General features: G+C 69.3%; 14 protein-coding genes and 1 tRNA gene. 10 read left to right on the forward strand and 5 right to left on the reverse strand.

Annotation, left to right across the window (positions count from 1 at the left end; genetic code table 11):
* The 3 genes from ON21_RS05685 to ON21_RS05695 form a co-directional block, all read left to right on the forward strand.
* A partial coding sequence (locus tag ON21_RS05685) for a DEAD/DEAH box helicase (protein ID WP_039796298.1) occupies window positions 1-2275 on the forward strand: 2275 nt, incomplete at its 5' end.
* Window positions 2272-3039 (forward strand): SWIM zinc finger family protein, encoded by a 768-nt coding sequence (locus ON21_RS05690; RefSeq protein WP_039796299.1) that lies wholly within the window; start codon window positions 2272-2274, stop codon window positions 3037-3039. The genes ON21_RS05685 and ON21_RS05690, both read left to right, overlap by 4 nt.
* Window positions 3040-3321: 282 nt before the next feature.
* Entirely contained in the window at window positions 3322-4119 is a 798-nt protein-coding gene (locus ON21_RS05695) for a helical backbone metal receptor (protein WP_051020386.1), read from the forward strand.
* A gap of 154 nt (window positions 4120-4273) precedes the next feature.
* Here ON21_RS05695 and ON21_RS05700 read toward each other — a convergent pair whose 3' ends face one another.
* Window positions 4274-5344: an amidohydrolase family protein gene (locus ON21_RS05700; RefSeq protein WP_039796301.1), complete on the reverse strand. Its 1071-nt coding sequence runs from the start codon at window positions 5342-5344 to the stop codon at window positions 4274-4276.
* An 83-nt stretch (window positions 5345-5427) separates the two neighbouring features.
* Window positions 5428-8646: a fused isobutyryl-CoA mutase/GTPase IcmF gene (icmF, locus tag ON21_RS05705; RefSeq protein WP_039796302.1), complete on the reverse strand. Its 3219-nt coding sequence runs from the start codon at window positions 8644-8646 to the stop codon at window positions 5428-5430.
* Window positions 8647-8863: 217 nt separating this feature from the next.
* Between icmF and ON21_RS35620 the strand changes: the two genes are divergently transcribed.
* The 6 genes from ON21_RS35620 (at window position 8864) to ON21_RS05735 (ending at window position 15501) form a co-directional block, all read left to right on the forward strand.
* Window positions 8864-9841, forward strand: coding sequence for a DUF2157 domain-containing protein (locus ON21_RS35620; RefSeq protein WP_051020387.1), 978 nt, complete (start codon window positions 8864-8866; stop codon window positions 9839-9841).
* Window positions 9842-9998: 157 nt separating this feature from the next.
* A complete protein-coding gene (locus ON21_RS05715; protein ID WP_039796303.1) occupies window positions 9999-11498 on the forward strand; it encodes a CoA-acylating methylmalonate-semialdehyde dehydrogenase in 1500 nt (499 codons plus the stop codon).
* Between the two features lie 5 nt (window positions 11499-11503).
* Window positions 11504-12643, forward strand: a complete 1140-nt coding sequence (locus tag ON21_RS05720) for an acyl-CoA dehydrogenase family protein (protein WP_039796304.1) — start codon at window positions 11504-11506, stop codon at window positions 12641-12643.
* Window positions 12644-12713: 70 nt separating this feature from the next.
* A complete protein-coding gene (locus ON21_RS05725) occupies window positions 12714-13778 on the forward strand; it encodes an enoyl-CoA hydratase/isomerase family protein (protein WP_039796305.1) in 1065 nt (354 codons plus the stop codon).
* A complete protein-coding gene (mmsB, locus tag ON21_RS05730; protein ID WP_039796306.1) occupies window positions 13778-14671 on the forward strand; it encodes a 3-hydroxyisobutyrate dehydrogenase in 894 nt (297 codons plus the stop codon). The genes ON21_RS05725 and mmsB overlap by 1 nt, the downstream gene beginning before the upstream one ends.
* Before the next feature lie 2 nt (window positions 14672-14673).
* Entirely contained in the window at window positions 14674-15501 is an 828-nt protein-coding gene (locus ON21_RS05735; RefSeq protein ID WP_051020388.1) for an enoyl-CoA hydratase, read from the forward strand.
* A 39-nt stretch (window positions 15502-15540) separates the two neighbouring features.
* On the opposite strand, the gene ON21_RS05740 is transcribed toward ON21_RS05735, so the two are convergent.
* Both ON21_RS05740 and ON21_RS05745 read right to left on the reverse strand, forming a co-directional pair.
* Window positions 15541-16581, reverse strand: a complete 1041-nt coding sequence (locus ON21_RS05740) for an Hsp70 family protein (protein ID WP_039796307.1) — start codon at window positions 16579-16581, stop codon at window positions 15541-15543.
* Between the two features lie 125 nt (window positions 16582-16706).
* Window positions 16707-17258 (reverse strand): MarR family winged helix-turn-helix transcriptional regulator, encoded by a 552-nt coding sequence (locus tag ON21_RS05745; protein WP_039796308.1) that lies wholly within the window; start codon window positions 17256-17258, stop codon window positions 16707-16709.
* Between the two features lie 113 nt (window positions 17259-17371).
* Here ON21_RS05745 and ON21_RS05750 point away from each other — a divergent pair.
* Window positions 17372-17443 (forward strand) — tRNA-Cys (locus ON21_RS05750).
* A 73-nt stretch (window positions 17444-17516) separates the two neighbouring features.
* Here ON21_RS05750 and ON21_RS05755 read toward each other — a convergent pair.
* Window positions 17517-17728 (reverse strand): TOBE domain-containing protein (locus tag ON21_RS05755; RefSeq protein ID WP_039796309.1); only part of this gene is annotated, 212 nt, incomplete at its 5' end.

A 17728-nucleotide genomic window follows, 5' to 3' on the forward strand; every position in this document is an offset into this window, starting at 1 on the left:
GGCCGCCCTGGTCGGGGACGCTCCGCTGGACAACGGCAGCTATCAGGTCGCCGAGGTGCTGGAGCGCTGGCGGGCCAGCCTGACCGGTGACGAGCCGGAACTGGTGCTGCGCCTGCTGGAACCGGATGGCGACCTCGGCGTCGTCGACGAGTCGGTGGCGCTGTGGCGGCTGGAGGTGTGCCTGCGGCTCACCGGTGAGGCGCCCAGAACCGTTCCGCTGCACGACGACCCGAATCTGGTCCGGATCGCGGTGGACAAGCTCGGCGCGGCCCAGCGGGCGTATCCCAGGTTGCGCGATCTGCCGAGCGATCCGCACAGCATGGATCTGCTGTTGCCCACCGAAGTGGTGCTCGACCTGGTCGCGCACGGCGTGCACGCCCTGCACGCCGCAGGGGTTCAACTGCTGCTCCCGCGCGCCTGGAGTGTCGCCGAGCCGAGTATGCGGTTGCGTGTGGAGAGCGCGGTGCCCGCCGCGGAGAGCACGGTCGGTCTGCGCGGTCTGGTCTCCTACCGCTGGGAACTCGCGCTCGGCGGCATGGTGCTGACCACGGCCGAGATGGAACGCCTGGTGCGCGCCAAATCCGATCTCGTCCAGTTGCGTGGGCAATGGGTGCAGGCCGATCACAAGGCGCTGGCCGCCGCGGCCAAGTACGTCGCCGCGCACGCCGACGACTCGCCGATCACCTTCGCGGACATGCTCGGCGAGATCGCGGTCTCCCGGGTGCCGCAGGTGCCGATCACCGAAGTCACCGCCTCGGGATGGGCCGGGGACCTGCTCGACCGCACTCGGCAGCCGGAAGCGGTCGCCGCGCCGGTCGGGCTGAAGGCCGAGCTGCGCCCGTACCAGGAACGCGGGCTGGCCTGGCTGGCGACCATGAGCCGGATGGGTTGCGGGGCGATCCTGGCCGACGACATGGGACTCGGCAAGACCGTCCAGGTGCTCGCCCTGCTGGTGCACGAGCGCGAGAACGCGGAGGCCGAGCCGGGGCCCACCTTGCTGGTGTGCCCGATGTCGGTGGTCGGCAACTGGCAGCGCGAGGCGGAGCGGTTCGCGCCCGACCTGCGGGTGTGGGTGCACCACGGCGCGGGCCGGCGGGCAGGCGGAGAACTCGACGAGACGGTCGCCGCCGCGGATCTGGTGATCACCACCTACGCGCTGCTGGCGCGCGACGCCGAGGAACTCGGCAGACAGCACTGGGACCGTGTCGTGCTGGACGAAGCGCAGCACATCAAGAACGCGGGGACGCGACAGGCGCGGGCGGCGCGGTCGCTGCGCGCGCGACATCGACTGGCGCTCACCGGCACTCCGGTGGAGAACCGGTTGGAAGAGCTGCGCTCCATCATGGATTTCGCGATGCCGAAGGTGCTCGGCAGTCCGCAGTCGTTCCGCGCCCGCTTCGCGGTGCCCATCGAACGCGAGCGCGACCAGAACGCGATCAGCCGCCTGCGCTGGCTCACCCAGCCGTTCGTGCTGCGCCGGGTGAAGACCGACCCCACGGTGATCAGCGACCTGCCGGAGAAGCTGGAGATGACGGTGCGGGCCAATCTCACCGTCGAGCAGGCCGCCCTCTACCAGGCGGTCGTGGACGACATGCTGGCCAAGATCAAGGACGCGAAAGGTATGGCGCGCAAGGGTGCGGTGCTCGGTGCGCTCACCCGGCTCAAGCAGGTGTGCAACCACCCGGCGCATTTCCTGGGCGACGGGTCGAGCGTGCTGCACCGAGGGACACACCGCTCCGGCAAACTCGCCCTCGTCGAAGACGTGGTGGACGCGGTGCTGGCCGACGGTGAGAAAGCGTTGCTGTTCACGCAGTTCCGCGAATTCGGCGAGCTCGTCGCGCCCTACCTCGCCGAGCGATTCGGCGCCGCGATCCCGTTCCTGCACGGCGGCGTGCCGAAGAAGAAGCGCGACGCGATGGTCACCGGTTTCCAGGCGCCCGACGGCCCGCCGCTGATGTTGTTGTCGCTCAAGGCGGGTGGCACCGGGCTCAACCTCACCGCCGCCAATCACGTGGTGCACCTGGACCGCTGGTGGAATCCCGCGGTGGAGAACCAGGCCACCGACCGCGCCTTCCGCATCGGCCAGCAGCGCAACGTGCAGGTGCGCAAGCTGGTGTGCGTGGACACGATCGAGGAGCGGATCGACGAGATGATCAACGGCAAGCGGCAGCTCGCCGACCTGGCCGTCGGCGCGGGGGAGAACTGGATCACCGAACTGAGCACCGACGAACTGCGCGATCTGTTCGCCCTCGGTGCGGCGGCGGTGGGCGAATGAGTCCTTTCGTCGACTACTCCGAGTACGGCAAGAAGGTGCCGGTGCGCGGCGGAGTGGAAGCACGCAGCAGGCGCGGCTCTTTCGGCCGTACCTGGTGGGGCAAGGCGCTGGTGGAATCGGTCGAGCGGATGGCGGAGCCGGGCCGGTTGGCGCGTGGGCGCAACTACGCCAGGTCCGGCCAGGTGGTGAACTACCGGATCGAGCCGGGCGCGGTGACGGCGGAAGTGCAGGGCAGCCAGCCACGCCCGTTCACGGCGGTGTTCACCGTGCGCCCGTTGCGCGAGGACGAACTCGACTTGCTCATCGAGACCATCCGTTCGGCCCCGGGCATGCTCGCCGAGATCGCCTCGGGCGCGTTGCCCACCGGGCTCGGCCCGCTGCTGCTGCCGAGCACCGCGGCGGACCTGGATTTCACCTGCACCTGCCCGGACCCGGGCTGGCCGTGCAAACACGTGGCGGCGGTCTGCTACCTGCTGGCCGAGCGGCTCGACGAACACCCGCGCGAGATCCTGACCCTGCGCGGCCTGGACCTGGACACCCTGATCGGCGGCATCGAACGCGAGCCGCGACCCACTGTTTCCGACGATCCGTACGGTGAGCGCGTTTCGCTGCCGGACCTGCCCGCGGTCGAATTCCGAGCGGCCTTGGAGGATTTGGACCCGCTGCTTCTTCGCAAGGCGCTGCGGATGACCTCGGCGGAGGAGACGGTGGCCGCGACGGGCCTGCGCGATCTCACCGCGCTCTATCGGCGGTTCGACCGCTGACGTTGGTTGGCACCCAGCGTCGGGGCTGTCGGTTACCGCCGGTCTGTCGGGGCGGGATCGATACCGGCGGAGCGAAGGGACCGGAGACTTCCCGACGCCGGGTGCCACTGTTCAGTGTCGCGCCGCGCGATCTTGCACGGAACTGCCCCAGCTACGCCCGGACGCTGCCCTTGCACCGAACTTGTCGGACGTCTCTGTGCGCGACCGGCTCGTCGCAGATGCTCTCACTTCGCCTGAAAAAGGCAGCTGACCTGCGCGAATCTGCTGTTATAGGCTGACAGTGTGGCAGGAAAGAGCCCAGCGGCCGGGTCGCCCCGCGACGACCTCGGCGCCCCGGTGGATCTCCGCACACCCCCGCGCCGGGTGGTGTCGCTCGTTCCATCGCTGACCGAGACGGTGGCGCGCACTTGTCCGGACGTCTTGATCGCCGCCACACAATGGTGCACGCACCCGGTCGATTTGACGGTCGAGCGGGTCCGCGGGACCAAGAATCCGGATGTGCGTCGCATCATCGAGCTCGCCCCCGACCTGGTGCTGTGCAACAAAGAGGAGAACCGCCGCCTCGACGTCGAACGCCTGCGCGCGGCAGGGATTCCGGTGTGGGTCACCAAGATAGAGACCGTCGACGAGGCCATGGACTCCCTCGCCCGGCTCTGCGGCGAAGCGCTCGGCGTCTACATCCCGGCCTGGCTCACCGAGGCCCGATCCGCCTGGGCCGCACCACCGCCCGGACCGGCGCGCGCCGCCGTCATCCCGGTCTGGCGCGATCCGTGGATGGTGGTCGGGCGGAACACTTTCACCGGTGACATCGCCCGTCGTCTGGGGCTGCGACTGGTACACGCCGATCGCACCGACCGCTATCCGCGCGTCACGCAGGCCGAGTTGATCGAAGGCGTCGATCTCGCGGTGCTTCCCGACGAGCCCTATGTCTTCACCGAAACCGACGGCCCCGAAGCATTCCCGGACATACCGGTCGCGCTGGTGGAGGGGCGCGCCCTCACCTGGTACGGGCCGTCATTGGCGACCGCCCGCGATACCCTCACCGCGCAATTGGCTCGGGCGGCTCACCCCAGTTCGTAGTCGAACAGATGTGGTGCGCGCCGTCGGCGTCCATGTGCAGCCCGCCCGTGCCCGTGATGCCTGCGAGGTCGCCGGTGCGCGCTGCCGGGCACGGTCAGGCAGAACTCGTTCGTGCGGTCGGAGCCGCTGGTAGCCGCGCGCACCGACAACCGGCTCAGTCGGCGATCCGGTACACGCGCTGCGCGGTGGCGCGGAAGATCCGCTCGAGTTCGGCAGGCCCGCCGCCGTGGCCCGTGACGGCGGTAGCGATCGCGTCGATGCTGTTCGCGATGCTGGTGACGGGCTTGTCCACGGGGAAGTTCGATCCCCAGATGAGACGGTCCGCGCCGAAGACGTCCAAGGCGTGTTCGACCAGCGGGCCGATCCGGTCGAGCAACTGCGGCACCGGCGTCGGCGTGCCGCGCGGCGGGATCGGATGGCCCAGGATCGGCATCATCAGTCCGCTCACCTTCGCGACGACGTTCGGGCGTGCGGCCAGTGCGGCGAGGTCGTCACGCCACCGCACCAGCAACTGCCTGCGCAGCCCGGGGTGGGTGCCGGTGTGCTTGCCCACCGCGCCGAAGATCCCCGCGGGCGTGCCGAGGTGGTTCAGTACGATCGGCACCTCGGGATAGCGTTCGGCCAGCGCGGTGACGTCCGGAATGGCGTGCGAGTACACCCACGCCTCGAATGACAGGCCACGTTCGGCCAGCCGTGCGAAGCCGTCCAGGAATTCCTTGGTGGCGAGCTTGCCGGGCGCGTCGGTGAACGACCGCACCCCGGGATCGGGATGATGGGCGACCATCGTGCGGATACCGCGCAGCAGCGGTGACGCGGCCGCGTGCGCGTCGAGCAACTCGGCGAAACCCGGGTCGGCCGGGTCGCCGCCCGCCAGGATCGCGCCCAGCCGCGGCGCCGATTCCAGTGGCAGTCCCGCCACCCAGGCGGTCTCCCCGGCCTTCCCGAGCGGTCCCGGTTGCGACCATTCGACCTCGATGTGCGCGATCACCTCGATCGGCGCGTTCCCGGCGTCGGCGCGGTAGTCGAACGGCAGGTACGGCCGCAGGTAGGCGACCGGATCGCCGACGAACTCCCGGTCCCGTCGCGGTGCGAGGCGCTTCGCCGCGTCCACCGGCACCGGCAGGAACCGGAAAAGCTTCGCCAGGGCGCTGAAATCCCGCGGTGTGGTGAACGGATCCCACTGGTGGATGTGTGCGTCGATGATCCGGATTCCCGATAGCTCCATGTCTGCCGTCCCAACCGCGCCGTAGGTTTGCTCGGCGATTGTCACATGCCCGGCGCGTGGTGAGCGCGGAATCCGCGACCGCCTCACACATTGCGGCGGTACTGACCCCCGACGGTGAAGAACGTGTCGGTGATCTGCTGCAACGTGCACACGCGGGCAGCGTCCATCAGGACCTCGAAGATGTTGTCGTCGGTGCGGGCGACCGCTTCGAGCCGGGCGAGCGCGGCATGGGCGGCATCCCGGTTGCGCTGCTGGAACTCGCGTACCCGCCGCAGCTGGGACTGCTTCTCCGCTTCGGTGCCGCGCGCGAGTTCCAGCTCTCGGTGCGGCTCGTCGTGGGAGTTGCGGAAGGTGTTCACGCCGATGATGGGCAGCGAACCGTCGTGCTTGCGCTGTTCGTAGCGCATCGACTCGTCCTGGATCTTGCCGCGCTGGTAGCCGGTCTCCATCGCGCCGAGCACGCCGCCGCGTTCGCTGATCCGCTCGAACTCGGCCAGCACCGCCTCCTCGACCAGATCGGTGAGCTCGTCGATCAGGAAGCTGCCCTGCAGCGGGTTCTCGTTCATCGCGACACCCCACTCCCGGTTGATGATGAGCTGGATGGCCAGCGCGCGCCGCACCGATTCCTCGGTGGGGGTGGTGACCGCCTCGTCGTAGGCGTTGGTGTGCAGGCTGTTGCAGTTGTCGTAGATCGCGATCAGCGCCTGCAACGTGGTGCGGATGTCGTTGAAGTTCATCTCCTGCGCGTGCAGCGACCGGCCGGAGGTCTGGATGTGGTACTTCAGCTTCTGCGACCGCTCGTTGGCGCCGTAGCGGTCCCGCATGGCGACTGCCCAGATGCGGCGGGCCACCCGGCCGATCACCGAGTACTCCGGATCCATCCCGTTGGAGAAGAAGAACGACAGGTTCGGCGCGAAGTCATCGATGTGCATGCCGCGCGCGAGATACGCCTCCACGTAGGTGAATCCGTTCGCCAGGGTGAAGGCCAGCTGGCTGATCGGGTTCGCGCCCGCCTCGGCGATGTGGTAGCCGGAGATCGACACCGAGTAGAAATTGCGCACGCCGTTGCGCACGAACCACTCCTGGATGTCGGCCATCATGCGCAGGCTGAACTCGGTGGAGAAGATGCAGGTGTTCTGGCCCTGGTCTTCCTTGAGGATGTCGGCCTGCACCGTGCCGCGCACCGTCGCCAGCGTGCGGGCGCGCAGGTCGGCCGCCTCGGTGTCGGTGGGCGGCCGTCCCTGTTCGGCCGTGAAGCGGTCCAGCGTCTGGTCGATCGCGGTGTTGAGGAAGTAGGCCAGGATGGTCGGCGCGGGGCCGTTGATCGTCATCGACACCGAGGTGGTCGGCGCGGTCAGGTCGAAACCGTCGTAGAGCACCTTCATGTCGTCGAGCGAGGCGATCGACACGCCGGACGTGCCGACCTTGCCGTAGATGTCGGGTCGCTCGGCGGGATCGTGTCCGTAGAGCGTCACCGAATCGAACGCGGTGGACAGCCTTTTCGCGTCGGAGTGTTCGCTCAGCACCTTGAACCGGCGATTGGTGCGGAACGGGTCGCCCTCGCCGGCGAACATCCGCGCCGGGTCCTCGTTGTCGCGTTTGAACGGGAACACTCCGGCGGTGAAGGGGAAGCGTCCCGGCAGATGCTCGGCGCGCAGGAAACGCAGCAGCTCACCGTGATCGGTGAAGCGCGGGAGCGCCACGCGCGGAATCGAGTTGCCCGACAGCGTTTCCCGGCGCAGTGAGGTGTGGATCTCCCGGTCCCGTACGCGGACCACCTGCTCTTCCCCACGGTAGGACTCGGCGAGGGCGGGCCACTCCGCCAGCAGCGCTGCGTTCGCGGGTGTGAGGTCGGCACGGGCGCGTTCGGCCAGGTCGGCGACGGCGGTGTCGTCGGGCAGTTCGGCCGCGACCTGCTCGAGGCGTTGCAGCCGTTGCGCGGCGGCGACCTGGGCGGCCGTCTCGGCGTGGTACCCACGCACGGTCTCGGCGATCTCGGCCAGGTAGCGCACTCGCGCGGGCGGGATGAGCTGGGCGAACCGGGTGGACGCGCGAGTGTCCACCCGGGGCAGCGCGCCGGGCTCCAGTCGTAGGCCGTGGTTCGCGAGCAGCCCGGTCAGGTGCTGGTACAGCGCGGTCACCCCGTCGTCGTTGAACGTCGCCGCGCTGGTGCCGAAGACCGGCATGTCCTCCGGCGCGGCGTGGAACTCCTCCCGGTTGCGGATCAGCTGCCTGGCCACGTCACGCAGCGCGTCCGCGGCGCCGCGGCGCTCGAACTTGTTGATCGCCACCACGTCCGCGTAGTCCAGCATGTCGATCTTCTCCAGCTGGGAGGCGGCGCCGAACTCGGGCGTCATCACGTACACCGACACGTCGACGTGGTCGATCACCGCGGCATCGCCCTGGCCGATGCCGGGCGTCTCCAGGATGACCAGGTCGTATCCCGCCGCCTTGCACGCGGCCACGATGAGATCGATGTTGGCGGGCAGTTCGTGTCCGCCGCGGGTGGCCAGCGAGCGGAAGAAGACGTGCTCGCCGTCGAGAGCGTTCATCCGGATGCGGTCGCCGAGCAGCGCGCCGCCGCCGCGCCGCCGGGTCGGGTCCACCGCGAGGATCGCGACCCGCACCTTGTCCTGCTGGTCCGAACGCAGCCTGCGCACCAATTCGTCGGTGAGCGAGGACTTTCCGGAGCCACCCGTCCCGGTGATGCCGAGCACCGGCACGGTTCGCGCCGCCGCGGCGTCGGCCAGCTTGCGCCGGTCGGCCTCCGGCAGCGCGTCCGCTTGCAGACAGGTGATGGCGCGCGCCAGGGCGGCGCGCTCGCCCGCGAGCACCGCGTCCGGCGCGGGCGGCTCGGCCGCGAGGTCGATGTCGCAGGCGCGGATCAGCTGATTGATCATGCCGGGCAGGCCGAGTCGCTGTCCGTCCTCTGGGGAGAAGATGGTCACGCCGGACGCGGCCAGCCGCGCGATCTCCTCCGCCACGATCACGCCACCGCCGCCACCGAAGATCCGCACGTGCTCGGCTCCGGCCTTCCGCAAGGCGTCCGCGAGATATTCGAAGTACTCGACATGGCCGCCCTGATAGGAGCTGACCGCGACGCCCTGGGCGTCCTCGGTGAGCACGGCGTCGACCACCTCGCTGACCGAGCGGTTGTGGCCGAGATGGATCACCTCCGCGCCCTGGCTCTGCAGGATGCGGCGCATGATGTTGATCGCCGCGTCGTGCCCGTCGAACAGGGCCGCCGAGGTGACGAAGCGAACGGGATGGGTGGGCGGGTAGAGCGCGCTGCTGTCGGCCACTGGGATTCCTCCGGGGATTCCATTGGCGCCCGATACTAGGACGTCAAACTAAGCCTACGGTGACTGGCATCACATGGCCAGCCACTGGCGGCGGGTCGCGCGCGCTTCGGCCGCAACTGCGTTTCCGCGAGTGGGTGACCTGGAACTTCGGTCGGCGTCGACCTGGTCGCGCGGCCGATCGTGTTGTCATGGCGGCGGACTCGGACATACTGGGCGCATGGTGAGCGACGGCAGAGCGGAAGCCGCGATCGGGCGGCTGGTCGCCGACGGCGTGCTGACCCGCGGCCAGGCCGATGCGGTGCTCGCGGCACTGGACGTCGAGCGGGCCGCGGCGTCCGCGCGCGGAAAGGTGCTCGCCGAGATCGCCGCGTACGTCGGCGCCGGTCTGCTGTTCGGCGGGATCGCCCTGATGGCGGCCTCGTCCTGGGACGCGCTCGACCGGCCGGTCCGGGTCGGCGTGCTCGCCGTCGTGGCGGCAGGCCTGCTGCTCGGGGGAGTGCTGCTCGCGGGGGTGCCATCCGGCCGCAGAGGCGCGCAGAGCCCCCGCGCGAGGCTGGCGGCCGTGCTGTTCGCGCTGGGTTCCGTCGCGCTCGCCGGATCCGTCGGCACCGCGCTCGACGGAGGCGATGCCGCTTGGGTTTTCGCGTGTGCGGCGGGGGCGGTGATCGCGGTACTCGGTTACCTCGCATTGCCTTCCGTTCTCGGTATGCTCGTCTGCGCTTGCTTCGTGCCCGCGGCCGTCGCGGGGGTGCTGACCGAAGTGTTCGGCCTCGACGACACGTGGGCCTGCGTGGCGGTGTTGCTGCTCGGCGCCGGGTGGTTCGCGCTGACCAGGATCGGCGCCCTCGTCGACATCCGGGTCGGATACCTGATCGCGATGGTCACCTCCGTCGCGGCGGCGCAGAGTCTCGATATCGGTGGCCGCACCTGGGCCTACGGCATCACGGCGGTGATCGCCGTGGTCTGCTTCGCGTTGTACGCGACCCAGCGCTCGGCGGTGCTCGTCATCGGGGGTGGTGTGGCCATCGCGGTGGCGGCGGGGGAGGCGGTCTCGGAATGGACCGGTGACTCGCTCGGCGCCGCGGCGGTGGTCGTGGCGATCGGTGCGATCACGCTCGCGGTGGGCGCGTTCCGGTTGGCGCGGCCACGGCGGGAGAAGGAAGCCGAGCCTGCGGTTCCGGTATCGCACAGGTAGGTCATTCGCATGCTGTAGGCGGGTTCCGTGCGGCCTGGCACGGGGGCGTGGGATGAATCACATCGAGCCCCGGGCACTGCCAATGCTTGGACGTCCAACTATAGGATGACCGCATACCGCACCGCGGTGTCCCGATCGCTACGAGAACAGGACTGGCATGGTTCGCGAACTCACCCATTTCATCGGCGGACAGCATGTGCCGGGCACGTCCGGCAACTTCGGCGACGTCTTCGATCCCAACCTCGGCCAGGTGCAGGCGCGGGTGCCGTTGGCGAGCAAGTCCGAGGTCGAGGCGGCCATCGCGAATGCCGAGGCGGCGCAGCCGGTGTGGGCCGCGTTCAACCCGCAGAAGCGGGCGCGCGTGCTGATGAAGTTCCTGACCCTGGTGCAGGACGAGATGGACTCGCTGGCCGCCCTGCTGTCCTCCGAGCACGGCAAGACCATCGCCGACGCGAAGGGCGACATCCAGCGGGGCTTGGAGGTCATCGAGTTCGCCACCGGCATCCCGCACTTGCTCAAGGGCGAGTACACCGAGGGGGCGGGCACCGGCATCGACGTGTACTCGATGCGCCAGCCGCTCGGCGTGGTCGCGGGCATCACGCCGTTCAACTTCCCGGCCATGATCCCGCTGTGGAAGGCCGGTCCGGCGCTGGCCACCGGCAACGCGTTCGTGCTCAAGCCGTCCGAGCGCGACCCCTCGGTGCCGCTGCGGCTGGCCGAGCTGTTCCTCGAAGCCGGTCTGCCCGCCGGTGTGTTCAACGTGGTGAACGGCGACAAGGAAGCCGTCGACACGCTGCTGCACGATCCGCGCATCAAGGCGGTCGGCTTCGTCGGCTCGACCCCCATCGCGCAGTACATCTACGAGACCGCGACCGCGAACGGCAAGCGCGCCCAGTGCTTCGGCGGCGCGAAGAACCACGCGATCGTCATGCCGGACGCCGACCTCGACGACGTGGCCGATCAGCTGATCGGCGCGGGCTACGGGTCCGCGGGCGAGCGCTGCATGGCCATCTCGGTGGCCGTCCCCGTCGGCGAGGAGACCGCCGATCGCCTGGTGGCCAAGCTGACCGAGCGCGTGCACAAGCTCAACGTCGGTCGTTCCGATGACCCGGGCGCCGACTACGGGCCACTGGTCGGCCAGGACGGCGTGAACCGGGTGAACAACTACGTCCAGATCGGCATCGATGAGGGCGCCGAGCTGGTGGTGGACGGCCGCGGCCTGGTCGTCGAGGGCGCCGAGAACGGCTACTTCGTCGGCGCGACGCTGTTCGACAAGGTGACCCCGCGGATGCGGATCTACCGCGAGGAGATCTTCGGCCCGGTGCTCAGCGTGGTCCGCGCCAAGGACTACGAGGAGGGGCTGCGGCTGGCCAACGAGCATGAGTACGGCAACGGCGTCGCCATCTTCACCAGGGACGGCGACACCGCGCGCGATTTCGCCGCGCGCGTGCAGGTCGGCATGGTCGGCATCAACGTGCCGATCCCGGTGCCGATCGCGTACTACACCTTCGGCGGCTGGAAGCGTTCCGGCTTCGGCGACCTGAACCAGCACGGTCCGGATTCGATCCGCTTCTACACCAAGACCAAGACGGTGACGCAGCGCTGGCCCTCCGGCCTGAAGGAGAGCAACGCGTTCGTCATCCCGACGATGGACTGACGCGAATGTTCGCACTCGACGACGACGAGAAGGCGATCCGCGACACCGCGCGCGGCTTCGCCGACGAATTCCTCGCCCCGAACGCGCTGGAATGGGACGAGCAGAAGCACTTCCCGGTGGACGTGCTGCGCAAGGCGGGCCCGCTCGGCCTCGGCGGCATCTACGTGCGCGAGGACGTGGGCGGTTCGGGCCTGCGCAGGCTCGACGCCGTGCGCATCTTCGAGCAGCTGGCCACCGGCTGCCCGGCCATCGCCGCCTACATCTCCATCCACAACATGGCCACGTGGATGATCGACCGCTACGGCGACGACGAGCAGCGCCACCGCTGGCTGCCCCGGCTGACCGCGATGGAACTGCTGGCCAGTTACGCGCTCACCGAGCCGGGCGTCGGCTCCGACGCGGCGGCGTTGAGCACAAAGGCCGTGCGCGACGGTGACGACTACGTCTTCAACGGCGCCAAGCAGTTCATCTCCGGCGCGGGCGCCACGGACGTCTACGTCGTCATGGCGCGGACCAGTGACGCGGGAGCGCGCGGGATCTCGGCATTCATCGTGCCCGCGGACACTCCCGGTATCTCCGTCGGAGCCAACGAGAAGAAGATGGGCTGGAACGCGCAGCCGACCCGGCAGGTGATCTTCACCGATGCCAGGGTCCCGGCGGCCAACCGCCTCGGCGCGGAGGGCGACGGTTTCCGCATCGCGATGAACGGGCTCAACGGCGGCAGGCTCAACATCGCCGCGTGCTCGGTCGGCGGCGCGCAGGCGGCGCTGGACAAGACGGTGCCGTATCTCGCCGAGCGGCACGCGTTCGGCAAGCCGCTGCTGCGGAATCCGGCGCTGCAATTCGAACTCGCCGATATGCGCATCGAATTGGAGGCCGCCCGCACGCTGCTGTGGCGGGCCGCCGCGGCGCTGGACGCCGACGCGCCGGACAAGGTGGAGTTGTGCGCCATGGCCAAGCGCTTCGCCACCGACGCGGGCTTCGAGGTGGCCAACAAGGCACTGCAACTGCACGGCGGCTACGGCTACCTGACCGAATACGGCGTGGAGAAGATCGTCCGGGATCTGCGAGTGCACCAGATCCTCGAGGGCACCAACGAAATCATGCGGGTGGTCGTCGCCCGCTCACTGGTAGGAGCGGCATGAGCGGTCAGGCCCGGAGGAGGCAGCGCAGCGTGACCACGCAGGGCCCCGCTCATGCCGGAAAGGACACAGCATGAGCGAGGATGAAGTTCTGCTCGAACAGCGCGACGGGCTCGGCCTGATCACGCTGAACCGGCCCAAGGCCATCAACGCGCTGAATCACTCGATGGCCCTCGCCATCACCGACGCGCTGGGCGAGTGGGCCGAGGACGACGCGGTGCGCACCGTCGTCGTCACCGGCGCGGGCGAGCGCGGCCTGTGCGCGGGCGGCGACATCGTCGCCATCCATGCCGACGCCAAAAGCGGTGCGAACACGGCGGATTCGGCCACCGGACGGTTCTGGCGCGACGAGTACGTCCTCAACGCCTTGATCGGCCGCTACCCCAAGCCGTACGTGGTGATCATGGACGGCATCGTGATGGGCGGCGGCGTCGGACTCTCCGGGCACGGCAGCCACCGCATCGTCACCGAGCGGTCCAAGATCGGCATGCCCGAGGTCGGTATCGGCTTCGTCCCGGACGTCGGCGGCACCTACCTGCTCGCGCGCACGCCGGGCGAGATCGGCACGCACGTCGCGCTGACCACCGCCCGCATGAGCGCGGGTGACGCCATCGCCGCGGGCTTCGCCGACTATTTCGTCGCTTCCGAGCATCTGCCCGCCCTGCTGGAGACGTTGCGCACGGAGAGCGCCGACATCGCGATTGCCAAATTCGCCACGGACGCACCGGAATCCGCGCTCGCCGCCGGACAGGACTGGATCGACGCTTGCTACGCAGCCGATTCCGTGGAGGAGATCGTTGCGCGGTTGCATGCGCACGAGTCGCCGGACGCGCGGGCGGCGGCCACCGAGATCCTGGCCAAATCGCCGGTGGCGCTGAAGGTCACGCTGCGCTCGCTGCGGGCGGCGCGCACCGCACCGAGTCTGGAGGCGGTGCTGAACGAGGAGTACCGGGTGTCCATCGCGTCGCTGTCCTCGCACGATCTGGTGGAGGGCATTCGCGCCCAGGTGATCGACAAGGACCGCGATCCGCGATGGTCGCCCGCGACCCTGGACGCGGTCACGGACGCGCAGGTGGACGCATACTTCGCCGAGTTGGGTGATCGAGAACTGGGTCTGCGGGCCCCGGAGGTGGCGTGATGAGCAAGCGAATCGGTTTTCTCGGCCTCGGCCACATGGGCGGGCCGATGGCGGCCAATCTGGTGCGGGCGGGTTACGAGGTGCTCGCCTTCGACCCGGTGCCCGCGGCGCGGGAGCAGGCCGAGCGTGACGGGGCGGTCGTGGTGGGCTCGGCCACCGAGGCCGCCGCGGCCGAGACGGTGATCACCATGCTGCCCAACGGCAGACTCGTCCTCGACGTGTACGCCGAGCTGCTCCCGGTCGCCGCGCCGGGCACACTGTTCATCGACTGCTCCACCATCGACGTGGCCGATGCCAAGGCGGCAGCCGAACGGGCTACCGCCGCCGGGCACCGCGCGCTGGACGCACCGGTTTCCGGCGGTGTCGCAGGCGCGGCGGCGGGCACGCTGACCTTCATGGTCGGCGGCGTCGCCGACGACTTCGCCGACGCGCTGCCGGTGCTCGAGGTGATGGGCGGCAAGGTCGTGCACTGCGGCGGTTCCGGCGTCGGACAGGCGGCGAAGATCTGCAACAACATGCTGCTCGGCGTGTCGATGATCGCGCTGTCGGAGTCGCTGGTCCTGGGCGAGAAGCTGGGCCTGAGCCATCAGTCCTTCTTCGACGTGGTCTCCACGGCTTCCGGCCAGAGCTGGGCGCTGACCAGCTACTGCCCGGTTCCGGGCCCGGTGCCGACCAGTCCGGCCAACAACGACTACCAGCCCGGTTTCGCGACGGCGCTCATGTCGAAGGACCTGGGCCTGGCCGCGAACGCGTTGCGCGAGAACAACGTCGACGGACAGCTCGGATTGCTCGCCGCCGCGATCTACGACCGGTTCAACCAGACGGACGCCGGGCGGGACTTCTCGGCTATCGTCACCGATATCCGTAGCCGTTCCGACAAAGAGGGTGCCTGAAAATGGATGCATCGCGAAGCGACTCCGTGAGGGGTGGCGGCCGGGAGACGGGCGGGCGTGAGTTCGAGACGATTCTGCTGGAACGCAAGGGCCGGGTCGGCTGGATCACGCTGAACCGCCCGAAGGCGCTGAACGCACTGAACGCGCAGGTCCTCGACGACGTCATCGCCGCGCTCGACGAGCTCGAGCACGACGACGAGATCGGGGCCATCGTGATCACCGGCTCGGAGCGGGCCTTCGCCGCGGGAGCCGACATCAAGGAGATGCAGCCCAAGTCGTACATGGACATGTTCATGAACGACTACTTCGCCCGCTGGGACCGGCTGGCGCAGTTCCGCAAGCCCACCATCGCGGCGGTGGCGGGCTACGCGCTGGGCGGCGGCTGTGAGCTGGCCATGATCTGCGACATCCTGCTGGCGGCCGACACCGCCAAGTTCGGGCAGCCGGAGATCAAGCTCGGCGTCATCCCCGGCATCGGCGGTTCGCAGCGCCTGACCCGCGCGATCGGCAAGGCCAAGGCCATGGATCTGGTGCTCACCGGCCGCAACATGGACGCCGAGGAGGCCGAGCGGGCGGGGTTGGTCTCGCGGATCGTGCCCGCCGCGGAACTGCTCGACACCGCACTCGAGGTGGCCGAGACCATCGCGGGGATGTCGTTGCCGGTCGCCATGATCGCCAAGGAAGCGGTGAACCGCTCGTTCGAGACCACGCTGGCCGAGGGCCTGCGCTTCGAACGGCGGGTGTTCCACTCGCTCTTCGCGATCGAGGACCAGAAGGAAGGCATGAGCGCCTTCGTCGAGAAGCGTCCGGCGAAGTTCACCAACCGCTGACGCCGGTTGCCGCCCGGCCGTATCGCTCGGCCGGGCGGGTTATCCGGTGTGCCCCAGCGTGGGCGCGACGATCTCCGCGGGCACCCTGTTCCCGTCCGGTGGGGGCGCGTCGTCGTCCGTGGCGAGCAGTCCCGCGATGGTGGCGCCCAGCGCGACGGTGACCGCCGCCGCCGCGAAGAGTTTGCGCCGGTCGACGGTGGCCGGGACCAGAGTGGCTCCGGCGCGCAGCCGTGCCATCCGGACGTCGCCGCCCCTTCGTTCGGCGGCCAGCAGCACGGCGCCGCGCGCGGAGACGAAGTCGGGTTCGGGGTCGTAGACGATCGGCAGGTCGATGTGTTCGGCCAGTTCGGCGCGAATGCTGGGACTGCGGGTGCAGCCGCCGAGCAGCACCATGGCCTCGGGTCGCACGCCCGTCTCGTCGATGATCTGCCGCACGAACGACACCGAGTGATGGATGCCCGCCGCGCACAGTTCGGCGAGGTCGCTGCGGGTGACCACGGCCCGGTCGCCGGTGTCGTCGTCGATCGCGGTGACCACCCTGGCCTCGCTCAGTTCCTCGCGATGGCGCCGGATGGTCGGCGTATCGGTGAGCACGCCGTCGCGGGCCAGACGCCAGCGCAACAGCGCGTCGTAGCCGTCGCCGCCGAGGACGGTGCTGCGTTTGCTGGACAGGATGGTGTCGGTGCGGCAATCGGCGTGGGTGATGGTCAGTCCGGAACTGCCCAGGTCGTAGAGGATCACCGAGCCGCTGTCCGGCAGTTGTCCGGTGAAGCGCAGGTAGCGCAGCTGAGCGAGCGGTTCGTCCACGATGGTCAGGTTTCGTCCGCCGGCGAGGGCGCGGATCGCTTCGGCGTGCAGCGGACAGCGGCAGGTCACCGCCGTGCCGGAGATGAGCTCGTCGCGCCGGTCGGCGGCGCCGTTCATCCGGCGGATCGCCTCGAGCACCGATTCCTCCACGCCACCGCCCGCCCGCCGCGGCACTTCGCAGCTATCGATCGGGGGTAGGTGTGGCTGATCGGAGTGTGTCAGCATCGCGTGAGCGCCGCCAGCGCCCGCCGATACACCCAAGACCAGCACCATGAATTACATGGTGGACCTTTTCCGTTCCGCTGCCAAGACGGCGTGCCCGGCAATTCGCCGGTTGGATGCCGGAATGTCATCCCCCGGTCGGTCGGCAGTGGTATTCGACCGACCGGTACGTCGAATCAGTCTGCGGCCGTGGCCGACCAGCGCGCCGTTCCCTCCGCGGTGTCGAAGTCGCCCGCGGCGTGTCGGAATTCGGCGAGCAGTTGCAGGAGGGTGTGCAATCGTTCCGGTGGGAGTCCGGGGAGCGCGAAGACCTTCGCGTTGAGCTCCTCGGTCGCCTTCGCCACCAATTCCCGTCCGGCGTCGGTGATTTCGATCAAGGTAGCGCGGCGGTCGCTGGGATGCGGCACCCGCTCGACGAGTTTCGCCGCCTCCAGCCGGTCCACGGTGTTGGTGACGCTGGTGGGGTGCACCTGCAAGCGCGCGCTGGCCTTCGCCATCGGCAGCGCGCCGGTTTTGCTGAAACTGAGCAGCATGAGCAACTCGTAGCGGGAGAAGGTCAATCCCGTGGGTTTCAGCGCCTCGTCCACGCGTGCCATCACGATTTGCTGAGCCCGAACCAGCGACGTCACCGCCGCCATGCCGTCGGCGACGTCCCCCCAGCCGTGGCCGACCCACTGGCGGTGGGCCTCCTCGATCGGGTCGTTCGGAAGCGGGCGTGGCCGAGACATGTTCCGATCATTCCATGCCACCGCGGGAGGGCGGGGGCATCCGGCCAGGCTTCGGATCACCGTGAGCGCAATGGTGGGCCGAGGCATCCGACGCGGGCACTATCTACGTCGAGGCGGGCGTGGCTGAGTGGTTTAGGCAACGGTCTGCAAAGCCGTTTACGCGGGTTCAATTCCCGCCGCTCGCTCCGAATGTCCTCGGTGCTCGGGTTCACTGCCGAGCACCGAGGCGCGTGGTCGTGACGACTCCGGGCGCCCGCTTCAGGCGGCTTCGTTCGGCTCGGCATACGCCACCGCCGAGCCGATCACTTCCAGGCGAACCCGCTGCCCGGTGACGGGAGCCGCGACGCTCGCCCGGCGTACCAGAATGGGAGTGGCGGTGCCGTCCAGTTCGATGGTCAGGATGACGTCGGCGCCGCGGAAGTCGACGGCGCGGACCCGGCCGGCCTCCGCCTCGTTCTCCGAAGCGATAT

Origin of the sequence: Nocardia araoensis NBRC 100135, from assembly GCF_000308435.1 — a bacterium.
Lineage (GTDB): Bacteria > Actinomycetota > Actinomycetes > Mycobacteriales > Mycobacteriaceae > Nocardia > Nocardia araoensis.